At 33.2% G+C, this 12309-nt stretch carries 16 protein-coding genes; 1 reads left to right on the plus strand and 15 read right to left on the minus strand.

Going from position 1 to position 12309, the window contains the following annotated elements:
* Positions 1-8 precede the first annotated feature (8 nt).
* A complete protein-coding gene (locus C6H22_RS08155; protein WP_104694777.1) occupies positions 9-554 on the minus strand; it encodes a hypothetical protein in 546 nt (181 codons plus the stop codon).
* Between the two features lie 68 nt (positions 555-622).
* Between C6H22_RS08155 and C6H22_RS08160 the strand changes: the two genes are divergently transcribed.
* Entirely contained in the window at positions 623-1210 is a 588-nt protein-coding gene (locus C6H22_RS08160; RefSeq protein WP_104694778.1) for a helix-turn-helix domain-containing protein, read from the plus strand.
* 194 nt (positions 1211-1404) lie between these two features.
* Here the strand turns inward: C6H22_RS08160 and dnaG are convergent, their stop codons facing one another.
* The 14 genes from dnaG to C6H22_RS08230 all read right to left on the minus strand — a co-directional run bounded on the left by dnaG (position 1405) and on the right by C6H22_RS08230 (position 11869).
* Positions 1405-2949, minus strand: coding sequence for a DNA primase (gene dnaG, locus C6H22_RS08165; RefSeq protein ID WP_104694779.1), 1545 nt, complete (start codon positions 2947-2949; stop codon positions 1405-1407).
* Positions 2949-4106 carry a DnaB-like helicase C-terminal domain-containing protein gene (locus C6H22_RS08170; RefSeq protein WP_104694780.1) on the minus strand — a complete coding sequence of 386 codons (1158 nt, stop codon included), beginning with the start codon at positions 4104-4106 and terminating at the stop codon, positions 2949-2951. Before C6H22_RS08170 ends, dnaG begins: the two co-directional genes overlap by 1 nt.
* A gap of 77 nt (positions 4107-4183) precedes the next feature.
* The gene (locus C6H22_RS08175) at positions 4184-4975 is read right to left on the minus strand and encodes a DUF5131 family protein (protein ID WP_158654682.1); all 792 of its coding nucleotides are present in this window, start codon (positions 4973-4975) and stop codon (positions 4184-4186) included.
* Positions 4953-5390 (minus strand): hypothetical protein, encoded by a 438-nt coding sequence (locus tag C6H22_RS08180; protein WP_158654683.1) that lies wholly within the window; start codon positions 5388-5390, stop codon positions 4953-4955. The genes C6H22_RS08175 and C6H22_RS08180 overlap by 23 nt, the downstream gene beginning before the upstream one ends.
* A gap of 100 nt (positions 5391-5490) precedes the next feature.
* Entirely contained in the window at positions 5491-5772 is a 282-nt protein-coding gene (locus C6H22_RS08185; protein WP_104694783.1) for a hypothetical protein, read from the minus strand.
* Positions 5759-6556 (minus strand): toxin-antitoxin system YwqK family antitoxin, encoded by a 798-nt coding sequence (locus tag C6H22_RS08190; RefSeq protein ID WP_158654684.1) that lies wholly within the window; start codon positions 6554-6556, stop codon positions 5759-5761. Before C6H22_RS08190 ends, C6H22_RS08185 begins: the two co-directional genes overlap by 14 nt.
* On the minus strand, positions 6531-7280 hold the full coding sequence (locus C6H22_RS08195; RefSeq protein WP_104694785.1) for a toxin-antitoxin system YwqK family antitoxin: 750 nt from the start codon (positions 7278-7280) through the stop codon (positions 6531-6533). The genes C6H22_RS08190 and C6H22_RS08195 overlap by 26 nt, the downstream gene beginning before the upstream one ends.
* On the minus strand, positions 7267-8466 hold the full coding sequence (locus tag C6H22_RS08200) for a toxin-antitoxin system YwqK family antitoxin (RefSeq protein WP_104694786.1): 1200 nt from the start codon (positions 8464-8466) through the stop codon (positions 7267-7269). Before C6H22_RS08200 ends, C6H22_RS08195 begins: the two co-directional genes overlap by 14 nt.
* Entirely contained in the window at positions 8453-8845 is a 393-nt protein-coding gene (locus C6H22_RS08205; RefSeq protein ID WP_104694787.1) for a hypothetical protein, read from the minus strand. The genes C6H22_RS08200 and C6H22_RS08205 overlap by 14 nt, the downstream gene beginning before the upstream one ends.
* Before the next feature lie 9 nt (positions 8846-8854).
* Positions 8855-9175, minus strand: coding sequence for a hypothetical protein (locus C6H22_RS08210; protein WP_104694788.1), 321 nt, complete (start codon positions 9173-9175; stop codon positions 8855-8857).
* Complete coding sequence (locus C6H22_RS08215) at positions 9154-10107, minus strand: hypothetical protein (RefSeq protein ID WP_104694789.1); 954 nt, start codon at positions 10105-10107, stop codon at positions 9154-9156. Before C6H22_RS08215 ends, C6H22_RS08210 begins: the two co-directional genes overlap by 22 nt.
* 46 nt (positions 10108-10153) lie before the next feature.
* Positions 10154-10462 carry a hypothetical protein gene (locus tag C6H22_RS08220; RefSeq protein ID WP_104694790.1) on the minus strand — a complete coding sequence of 103 codons (309 nt, stop codon included), beginning with the start codon at positions 10460-10462 and terminating at the stop codon, positions 10154-10156.
* Positions 10463-10466: 4 nt separating this feature from the next.
* On the minus strand, positions 10467-10628 hold the full coding sequence (locus tag C6H22_RS08725; RefSeq protein WP_158654685.1) for a hypothetical protein: 162 nt from the start codon (positions 10626-10628) through the stop codon (positions 10467-10469).
* A 206-nt stretch (positions 10629-10834) separates the two neighbouring features.
* Positions 10835-11869 carry a site-specific integrase gene (locus C6H22_RS08230; protein ID WP_104694792.1) on the minus strand — a complete coding sequence of 345 codons (1035 nt, stop codon included), beginning with the start codon at positions 11867-11869 and terminating at the stop codon, positions 10835-10837.
* Between the last annotated feature and the right edge of the window lie 440 nt (positions 11870-12309).

Consider the following 12309-nt stretch of genomic DNA (forward strand, 5'->3'; position numbering starts at 1 on the left):
ATTAAGGGCTAAATCCTTACATTTTGACTTTGTGTTGCGCTTTTTGTGGTGGCTCTGTTATAAAATGCTCTTAGTTCGTCTTTGTCTTGCTCGTGTCGTATTTGTAAAAATTGTATTTGTTTCATATCAAAATGGTGGTGTCTTAACAAAATCTCACAACCGCTTAAAATTGCATTACTAAAGCTTGGTGACAATGGAATATCATTGCTTCTATCCCAAAACACACAAGCACTAAGGTTTAGCGTTCCACTCTCATAGCCATAAATACGCAATCGCTCAAAATCTAACAATACAACACCTTTTGTATATGGGGTGATATTCTCTAATTTCAATAACTCAACGCGTTTGTTATCAATAGTTATCTCAAAAAAATATGCTACTTCAAATGGAAGTCTTACAATAGGCTCTGTAAAATGGTAAGTGTAAAAAAATACATTTTGCCTAAATTCTGAAATGAGATTATTGACTACTTTTTGCAACGCTAACTCTGCATACCCTAAGTTATCCTCATTGCAATATTTGCTAATATGTTGCAAGATAGTTTGCTTATCCATTTATATATCCCTTGTCTTATTTTTTGGCATTGTTATATAATCAATGGCAAAAAATAAAGGGATATAAAATGGCTATTGCAAATAAAAATGAGATTGAAATTTTTTATAAAACACACAATCTAAGCATAAAAGAAGTCGCGTCCCATTTTGGCATAAGCTATCGCACTTTGGCACATTGGGTTAAAACTTATGGTTGGGTAGCTGGTGGAGCTGTGGAGAGTATAGTAGAGACGAATAATCCTATTGTTACAAAAGGAATAAACGAAGTCTTAGATGTAGCAAAAGTAAAAATCAAAAATCAAATCAAACAAAATTTAGGAAGTGTAGTGAGTGAAGTGGATAACATAGTGCTTGATAATCTCTTAGAATCTAGCACTGATGAAATTCTAACAAAAACAATGACATTAAACTACATACAAAAAAATATCGCGCTCTCTGCAATCATCGCAAAAGATAGACTAATGCGTATGGCTTCTACCCAAGACGATCCTAAACTAAACCCTATAATCATAGCCTGTGCTGAAAAAGTAGCTAAAATATTTGCTGATATGCAAACAAGCATTTATGGTAAAGAGATTTCTAGTAAAACCACCGATGAGGAAATCCAAAACCTTAGCCTAGATGAAATCAATAGGCTTTTAGATGAATTGGAGTAGAACAAAAATCTCGATTTTTCTACAAATAAAATCTTTATCCCTTTTTATATAAATAAAAAAATAGCATACTTGCACTTGTCAATTAAGCGTTAGAAGTTTTGATGGTTCTTTTGACCTTGATTGACACACGCACGATATAAGTTTTTTTCTTGCAAACCTAAAATTAAATCTCTCCTTTAAAAACCATCTCTCCTTTAAAAACCAACTTCTTGCTTTTTTATAATAAACTCTCTAGCTTTTATAAAATCCTTGTTTGCTTTGGCATTGTCTATAAGTCTATCATAATAGCTATGTATGACAAAAAATAATGCCTTGACAAATTCTGATGTGCTTAAGGTTTCTCCACTTACATTTACCATTTGTGCCTTTTGGTCTAAGACACCTTCACAAAATTGATGATAGCTTTGTGTATATTCCCCTAACTCATCGGATTTTATAAGTTCACTTGCTATATACGCGCATTCCTTAGAATTTATGATACTTGAAAAGACTTGATGTAGAATACTATCTTGCTTTCCTTGTGTATTAATGTTTTGTTTGGATATGTCTATGCCTAAAGCTTTTTTTGTTATCTCTATGAGTTCAATCCTTAAAAAGTGGTTTTGATTTTTTAACACAAAATCATTCCATTGTTTTACAAAGCTATCTTTTGCCTTGATAGAATCTAGCCTATCTATAGTGCCTTTTAAATAATGAGATATGCCATTTTTTTTGGTAATCTTTGGCTCAAGTTTAGATTCTAGCACTTCTCCTAAGTCTTTTACTTCGTTTAACAAATTTCCTTTATACACATTAATGTAGCCATTTTCTATACAAACGCGTATAGCATTAAGTGTATTCTTTTGACCTGCCTCATCATTATCAAACAAAAATGTTATTTCTGGGTCAATGTTCGCAATCTGCGCTAGAAATGTTTTGTTAAACGCTGTCCCACCTGTGGCTACACAATCTTTAATTCCCATTTTCCACGCGCTTAATGCATCCATATAGCCCTCTACGATAAGCACTTTTTTTGTGCGTTGGATATGGTTCTTTGCTGGTGCAAAATTATATAGATTTTTGGATTTGCTATAAATCACACTTTCTTTTGAATTTATGTATTTAGGGCTATTTCGGAAGTTAAAATATGGGTGTGTTCGTCCTACAAAGCCTATGGGCTTATAGCTCTGATTAAAGAGCGTAATGGTTAGGCGGTTTGTAAAAAGACAAAATCCTTTTTGGCTTACAATACCAACTTTTATGGCTTGATTAAGACTAAAAAACTGCTTCCACTCATCGCCTTTGCAATACCCAAAACTAAATCTTGTTATGTCATCTGCTTCAAAACCCCTTTTTTCTAAATACTCTCTTAGCTTGTTTGGTATCTCGTGCGTGGTATCTAGCAAGTTTGATACAAAAATTTTTGATAAGTTCTCTAGCTTCTCTTGCAAGTTTTTGTATTCGCTCTCCCTTTTGCCATTTTTTAGTGGATTTGCTAAGTTATAAATTTGACTAAGTTCGCACACTGCATCTTTAAACTCCATATTCTTATACTGCATAAAAAAAGTTAGCACATCGCCACCCGCTCCACAGCCAAAACATTTGTAAATTTGTTTGTTTTGATTAACTACAAAACTTGGTGTTTTCTCATTGTGAAAAGGACAAATGCCTTGATAGTTTATGCCTACTTTTTTAAGTGGGATAAAACTCCCTATAACATCTACAATATTAAGTTGGGCACAAAATTCTTTTACTTCCATTAAAAAACTCCTATTGTTTGTTTTATCTCATCGATGCTAAGCTTTGTTGCTTCATCGTTATTATTATCTAGGCTATTAAGGCTTGAGAATGTGAGATTGTGAAAGCTTACTTTCTCTTTAAAATGTTTGCCTGTCTGCTTATTTTTTTTGACAATAAACATTCTCTCACTCTCGCTAAACTCTCGCAAGTTCTCATCATTTGCCTTGCAATGCTCTATACGCATTATGATACTTGCTTCGTGTCCTCCCTTTTTACTACCCATTGGATTGTCCTTATCGCCTTTACTAGTTTGGACGATGAGAAAAACAATAATCCCCAAAGAATGACAAAGCCTTGCAAGCGTGCTAAATTTTAGGCTCTCTTCCTCTTCCATATTCCTGCCATTTGGGCTAACTATACGCATTTGAGAATCTATCAAAAACACATTTACGCCTTGTTTGTAAAGTTCTTTGATATTGTGGGCTATATCATTAATGTTATAGCCATTATCAATAAGGATTATATTTTCTGTATTAATCCTCTTGTGTTGTTTTGCTTTGATATAACTAGCGATAGTAAATTCAAAACAAAAGAAACACACCTTGTGCGTTTTGGATATATTTTCTAGAATCTGTGTGCCTAACATTGTTTTACCAGCTTCGGGGTCTCCTGAAATCAAAACTAACTGACCACCCTCAAAGCCATTAAAGCAACTATCCAAAAAATCAATATGTGTCTTAAATCTTGGAAGTGGTGGGCGTGTATTTAGGTATTCCTGCCATTGCGAAAATGTCCTAAACTCCGTCTGCACATCATTACCTAGTAATGTATCCACATCAATAATTTCACCTTGTGCACTAGCCTTTAAGAGTTTGTTGCCTATGCTATTTTGCAAACTTAAACGATAATTTTGTATAAAAATATCCTTGTATTGCAAAAAATTTGGATTAATACTCGCACTTAAAAAATCAATATACCACTCACTATTCTTAAACTCTGCGCTTAGGCTTTGCTCTAAACTTGTTAAGTGTAATATGCCTTGTTCGTTTAACTCTTGTATTTTGTTTAACAATATGTTGGCATTTCTTGAAAACATATCAGGCTTTAAAGTTTTTAAAAATTCCTCAATGTCTTGTGGATATTCTACCATTGAGCGTAATATATTAAATTCTAACATTTCATATCCTTATGTTTTTTAAAATCCTAAAATTATTGACTTGCCTTAACCCCTCGTGCTTTTGGCAGCGTTGACACTCATTTGAATTCTTTTGTGTTTTCAATTTTGTGTAAAAGATCATTATCAATACCTTGCATTGATAATTTGATTTTTTTCTCACAATCTCCCCATTGTTTAAAGAAAAATGGAGTTTGGGTTTTTTGGCATTGTGAGTATATGTCTTTAACCCACTCATACTCCATTATTCTGCCCTTTTTATGGGCTTTTTCACCACCAACTATTACCCAATCTAATTTATCTATATATTTGCTTAGATTGAGATTCTCTAAAAGTGGCTCACAAGATACAAAAATCTTAATATCTTTGTCTGTAAATCCTTTAATTTCTTTTTTAAAATACACTAACCAATCTACTCGCTCATCTACCATTGCTTGATTTTCAGCAGTAACACCTAACCAAATATTAGGAGTTAGTAGCTCTTTGAATTCAATTAAGAAGCTATACATTCTCATATGTCTTTTGGTTAGCACTTGAAAAGTTACATCATTTCTAGCACCCATTAGATTAAAAAGCATTTTTAAGTGGCTATCACTTATGTTAATATGAAAGGTATCACTCATAGAATTCACAAAGACTCTGCACCCACTAGGATATTTTTTGAAGTTAAAAATATGCCCTAACATATCGGTATGGAATATCACACTATCCCAACCGCTTATGTATTTTTCACTACCCTTGATGCCTTTTTTAGCCATTCCTTGCAATCTGTTAGTCATCGATTTTGCATAGCAATTTTGACAAGCTGGGCTAGTTTGTGTGCAACCTGTGATAACATTCCAAGTTTTGTCAGTCCATTCTATTTTGCTCATTCTTTCCTCCTGCTTCAAAGCTCTTCCTCGTATCATCTTTTTCCTGTATTTCTGCTACTAAAAGGACTTTAATATAGGCTAGTAGCAACATTAGATTCTTGTCATCTTTTAAGAAATCACTTTCTACAACTAAGCGTTTATGTCCTATATCTAAGGATTTTTGTTTGTTATCATTAGAAAGCTTTCTAATAAGAGTTCCATTCACATTATAGTTTATGCGAGAATCATCTCTCATAAACTTAATGAAGTATTTTTCCTCATTTTTTGTTATGGCATAAGCGATTTGTAAAGAACCAATCTCTAATGTCAAGATTTGTATGGTGGTTAAACTTACCATAAATAGCGTAGAGACTATATCCCCTCTTGAAAAAGAAAAAATGGCTAAAAAAATGTAAATATCGCAAATATTATGCACATACTATATGCTATAACCATTCTAAAGGATACATCTAGCTGTATTTGGTATTCTGTCTTAAAATACCATTTAATTAGTTTTTTCATTCTTTCCTCCTGCTTCAAAGCTCTTCTTCATCTTCTTCCTGCATTTCTGCTACTAAAAGGACTTTGATATAGACTAGTATCCACACTAACTTATCATCACTTTGTTTTGAGAAATCACTTTTTAATGGTATAAGTCCGCTCCCTATATCTAAAAACTTTTCGTCAGTGTTTTGCATAAAAAGTTTTTTAATAAGAGTTCCATTTACAATATAGGTTGTTGCAGAATCATCTCTCATAAACTCAATGAATTCTTTTTCCTCATTTGTTATCGCTGTTTCTTGATCAATTGCCGACATTGCTAACTCCTACATTTAAAGATTCTTTTTTTAATTCTCCATTTTCATAGAGAATTTCCTTTATGAGGTTGCCATTTTTATCATATTCTTTTACACACCCATGTATAAGCCAATTGACAAATGGTTTTGCATATCTTAAATTTCCATTTTCATAATAGTCTTTTACAACACCATACATTTCACCATTCTCAAATGGGGTTTCACGCCTTAGATTGCCATTTGTATCATATTCTTTCACAACACCATGTTGTTTGCCATTTACAAATGGGGTCTCACTCTTTAATTTTCCATTGATATAATATTCTTTTGCAACACTATGTCGCTTACCTTTTACAAATGCAATTTCCCACCTTAGATTCCCATTTTCATAATACTTTTTTTCAACACCATGTCGCTTACCTTTTACAAATGGGGTTTCGTGTATTACTTGTCCATTTTCGTTATACCACTTTTCTATGCCATGTTGCATATCATTTTCAAATGGAATTTCATACTCTATATTCCCACTTTCATAATAACCTTTTGCAACACCATGTCGCTTACCATTTACAAATGGGGTCTCACGCTTTAGATTGCCATTTCTATAATAACCTTTTGCAACACTATGCTTTTTATCATTAACAAATGAAGTCTCACTTTTTACATTCTCATTTTCATGAAATTCTGTTTGAATCTCTGTCATGCTAATACTCCAGATGATTTTATTATATATTAGTTCTCCATTTTCATAGAGAATTTCCTTTATGAGGTTGCCATTTTCATCGTATTTTTTTTTCCATACCATGTTTCTTGCCTTTTTTGAATGGAGTTTCAATGCGTAGCTGTCCATTTTCATCATATTCTTTTTCAACGCCATGTCGCTTACCTTTTACAAATGGGATTTCACTCATAAGCCTTCCTTTTTTATCATACCATTTCACAACGCCATGTATTTCGTCATTCTCAAATGGAATCTCACACATTAGCTTTCCGCTTTCATAATAATCTTTTTTAACGCCATGTTTTTTGCCTTTTTTGAATGGAGTTTCATACTCTATATTCCCATTTTTATAATATTCTTTTGCAACGACATGTATTAAGCCATTTACAAATGGGATTTCATGCCTTAGATTCCCATTTTCATAATAACCTTTTGCAACGCCATGTGGCTTACCATTTTCGAATGGGGTTTCGTGTTTTAGTTTTCCATTTTCATAATAACTTTTTTCTATGCCATGTTTTTTGCCTTTTTTGAATGGAGTTTCCCACTTTAGCTTCCCATTTTCATAATAACTTTTTTCTATGCCATGTTGTTTGCCATTCTCAAATGGAGCTTCATACTTTAGATTCCCATTTTTGTAATAACTTTTTGCAACACCATGTTTCTTGCCATTTATATATGGAAACTCCTGCACTAGATTCTCATACTCATCATACCACTTCTCCATGCCATGTATTTTTCCATTGAGAAATGGAATTTCAATCCACCCACTGCCATTTGTATAGCGTTTTATTTCAATTGCCGACATTGCTAACTCCTACATTTAAAGATTCTTTTTTTAGTTCTCCATTTTCATAGAGAGCCTCTTTTATGAGGTTGCCATTTTCATCATACCACTTTACAACGCCATGTTTATTGTCATTTTTGAATGGACTTTTACTGCGTAGCTGTCCATTTTCATCGTATTTTTTTTCCACACCATGTATTTCACCATTCTCAAATGGGGTTTTACTCCTTAAATTGCCATTTTCGTGATACCATTTTTCAACACCATGTCTCTTGCCTTTTACAAATGAAATTTCATACTCTATATTCCCATTCTCATAATAGCCTTTTACAACGCCATGTTTCTTGTCATTTTTAAATGGAATTTCATACTTTAGATTCCCACTTTCATAATATGTTTTTACAACGCCATGTCGTTTGCCTTTTTTGAATGGAGTTTCATACTCTATATTCCCATTCTCATAATAGCCTTTTGCGACACCATGTTGTTTGTCATTCTTATATGGTTTTACACATTCTACATTTCCATTTTTATCATATTCTTTTACAACGCCATGTTTCTTGTCATTTTTAAATGGAACTTCATATCTTAGATTCCCATTCTCATAATAACCTTTTACAACGCCATGTATTTCACCATTCTCAAATGGGACTTCACGCCTTAAATTGCCATTGATATCATATTCTTTTTCAACGCCATGTCGCTTACCTTTTACAAATGGAATCTCATGCATTAGGTTGCCATTTTCGTAATATTCTTTTACAACGCCATGTCGTTTGCCATTGATATATGGAATCTCGGATTCTAATTCTCCATTTTCGTAATACCACTTTTCTATGCCATGTTGTTTGCCATTTTCAAATGGAATTTCATACTCTACATTCCCATTTTCATAATACCTTTTTGCAACGCCATGTATTTCATCATTCTTATATGGGGTCTTTTTCTTTAATTTTCCATTGATATAATATTCTTTTACAACGCCATGTATAAGCCCATTGATATATGGTTTTACATATTCTAAATTCCCATTTTCATAATAATATTTTGCAACGCCATGTCGCTTACCATTTACAAATGGGATTTCCCACATTGTATTGCCATTTTCGTAATACCACTTTTCTATGCCATGTTGTTCGTCATTCTCAAATGGAGCTTCATACTTTAGATTCCCATTTTCATAGTATCCTACTTTAATCTCTTTCATTGCTAACTCCTATTTTTGCCATTTTTAATCTGCTACATAATCTAGCAGATGAAATCTGCCTTTGCAGACTACTTATTGTTTCATTAATGTCATTGACAAGACTTGTATATCTTTTTTCAAGTGTGTCAAATATTTTTTTGGGCGTGTATTCTTTTATTTGTGAGCTATAAATACTTAGCCTAAAAATTCCTCCACAAACCACACATTCCACACGATCGCAAAGCGGTTCAACAATTAAAAGTAAATCTAACCCATTGTGTGTCCAAAAAATATGTGTTACTCCCTCATTTTCTACGCTCTTTTGTATGCTCGTGTATGGCAAATGTTCTTTGTTTTTTGCCAAAAACTTTGAAAATTCCAAAAAATAATCCCTTTTCATTTTCTCTCCTTAGTAAAGTTCTAAAAACCATTTTGGTAGAACTGCGTATGTTTTCAAAAAGCAATATTTAGTTAAGAGATATTCTTTTTCGTAATCACTTAACTCTTTATTCTCTATGCGAAAATTCTTGCTTTTTTCTTTTGCTCTATGCTTAAGCATATTTAGCAAAATATCACACGCCCTCGCAAATCCTATTCTTGTCCTCTCAAGACTTACGCTTAGCGTAAAGTCATCAATGATTTCTTTGTGATCATCTAACCAACCAAGCGATTCTATAAGCTCATCAAACTTGCTTCTTTCAAAATCACTCAAAATAATTCTCTCAAACATTTTTCCTCCTGTGCCTTTAGTGTTTTGAAATTTTCTCTCACATTCAACGCGTTATATTCTTGACCGCTCTCTTTGGCTCTTTGGCGTTCCATTTCTTTTGCTCTCTCTAGCAAAATATCATCACGCACATCTACTTGCGTGTGCATAGTTTGTGGCTTTGGAGTTTGTCTTGTGTTTTCTTGTTCATCTAGGTAGCGTTCTTTGTTTATGAAAGTGGCTAGATGTGGAATGAATTCCAGTTTGCCTTGAGCAATGTTTTTGACCCACACATTTTCTTTGTGCCACCTTATGGAGTTCAATAGCTGGACAAAGATGTCGTGAGTTGTAATCTTGCGTTTAAATTTCTCTTTGGCTTCTTTTTTTCCGACTTTTCTTGGATAGATTTCCCAAGTTTTTGCAAAAAAATCATCAATTTTGTCAGAGTAGCGATATAAAGTTTGTTTATCTAACTCTTGTTTATCTAACTCTTTTGTAACTTCACTCTTAGAGATATTATTATTCTCTAAACTTATATCATTATATACATTTTGATTTTTTGCGCATTCATTTTGATTTTGTGCAGGTTCATTTTGATTTTTTGCGCATTCATTTTGATTTTGTGCTTCTTTCTCTGTAATAGAGAAATACGCATCACCAAGTGTATAATACTTGACCCTATTGTTTCGATTTTTGCCTTTTTCTATATTTTGGGAACTATGTAAATACCCCTCTTTTTCTAATTCCACTAAATATTTCGCGATAGTATTGGCTTTCATATAGCTAAAGATTTCCTCAAATCCACTAGCTGTATGATATACCCAAGCCTTACCCTCGTGTATTAATACTTTGTTTGCCTTGTTTTTATCTACCCAAAATTCTATATATTGGAGTAGAATCGCTTTATTTACACCAACCTTTTTTGCGACATTTACATTAAAACTATGAAATTGCATATTACCTCCTTATCCTAAAAAAAGTGTGTTTTGTCGGCATAGACGCTTAAGCTCCAAAATCTGCGAAGTAAGGTAAGAGTTCACAGATATGCCCTCTCTCTTGCAAATTCTTTTTACACGCCTTAGCTCTTTTTTGCTTAAGTAAAATTTTTTTATTTGTTTTTGCTTTGTTGTATTTTCTGATTCTGTTTTCAAATCTTTCATAATCACCACCTTGTAGCTTAATGCTTAGCACCTTTGACCTGCTTATGTGAAAAAAATCTGCCACCTCTTGCAAAAAATCTAAGTCTTTTTTATCGATGTAGATGTTTGTTAGCTCTACATTGATTTTGTTTTCTTTGAATTGATATGCCATTGCTTTACCCAAAAGATACATTCACATAGATTTCAGATTGTTTATTGCAAAAAGGGCATTCATAATCTAGGACATTCTCACCAATCTCTAACGCCTCATAAATCTCTACAAAATTATCCGCACCACAATCCTCACACGCTATAAAAATTGTTGTAATCTCGTCCATTTTCTACCCCCTTTCTGAATGTCTGCAATTTCAACTATTAATTGTTTTGGCGAACGCCTCGATCCTCTAAAGCGAACAAAACCCTCGTCGTCCACATAATAGTATTTAGTGGAGTAGCGTATGCCACTTTTGCCAAAGATATATGGCTCTTGTTTCCAAACTTTGCTGTTTTTAGTAATTTTCACCTCTTTTATATTTTCCATTTCCTACTCTCCTTGTGCTGCCAAGATGTCATTTAAAAACATTGCTCTATTCTTTTTTTCAGGTATAAACTTTGCGTAAAAAGAATAGGTGATGTTTAGATTTTTATGTCCTAGCATAGAAGCAACCCACAATGGCTCTTCATTATTGCTAAGCATAAGAGACGCAAAAGTATGGCGTGTGCTATAGAGTGTTATTTTGTGAAGTCCTAGATCTGAAAGTAGGGTATTAAATCTTTTTCGTATCGTGTTCCTTGAGAGACTAAATAGATTGCCACTTTCTTTTTTGTGTGCTAATAAAATATTTTTCAATGGTTGTATGATGTCTATAAATCTCATTGAAGTGGATGTTTTTGGTAGCGTGGTTTTACCTAAAGCATTACAAGATTTGTTAATCTGTATTTTTGCCTCATCTAAATCTATATCCTCCCAGCGTAATGCCAAAATCTCTCCTGTCCTAGCTCCTGTAAAAAATGCTATTGACAAGTAGAGGGATAGCTCACCACTTGCATTTTCTAAAATTGTCTTTACTTGTGCGAGATTAAAGAGTTCTTTTTGCTGTGTATTTATAAAACTAGTCACACTTCTTTTGCGCTTAATCATTTTAAGATCCGTATTGTAAGTCTCATTGCAGTATGAAAAAATGCGATTTAGTAATACTGTGTATTTTTTTGGTGAGTTATTGCAAAAGTCTTGATAAATGCTTTTGCCGATAACTCGTATGTCTTTATTGCCAAAGAATGAGACAATTTGCTTCATGCTATATTTATAACCAAGCATAGTTGTTTCCCTGATATGTTCTAAAGTGTTTAAAAACTCAGAACCTATCCTATCAAACCTCAAATTGCTAACATCTTTTTGGATCTGTGTTTGTTGATTACCAAAATGACTAAAGATGATATTTTGTGCATTTGCTTTCACATAATCTCTATTTTTTGGCGTATCCTCTAGCTTTGTAGCTATTCGCACTCTGCCATAATCTGTGTAAGCACTGATATATAGCCTATTGCCCCTCGCATAAAGGTTTGTTGTCCTAATCATTTTTCTCTCCTTAATGTTTGTTTTAAGCTTTGTTGATAAAAGCTTAATAGGATTTAGATGTGCTACTCCCTATTAAGCTTTTGTTTGCTTTTTGACTGCCCATACGATTTATTATAATATTCACAATTGTGCCCACACGAGAGGATTTTTTGAAAAAATTAAAATCGATGTAGATGTTTGTAGTTTTTTAGTTTTAATTGCATTTTAGGCACAAAAGACACAAAGTTAGACACAAAAGACTATTTTGAGGGACGAGTGAGAAGAGAGGCGAGTGGGGATTCTACCCCCCTATTTTTTGCCAAAAATTCCGAGCCTTAGGCAAACAATGAAACCCACAAGCTACAAGAGAATTTTTTTAAAAATTTAGATACTATACGATACGCATATGCGTCCTTTTTATACACCTTATCGTAATATTGTTCTAGCAGAATCTGAGCAAC

It is taken from the genome of Helicobacter equorum (assembly GCF_900198655.1).
GTDB classification, from domain to species: Bacteria; Campylobacterota; Campylobacteria; order Campylobacterales; family Helicobacteraceae; genus Helicobacter_F; species Helicobacter_F equorum.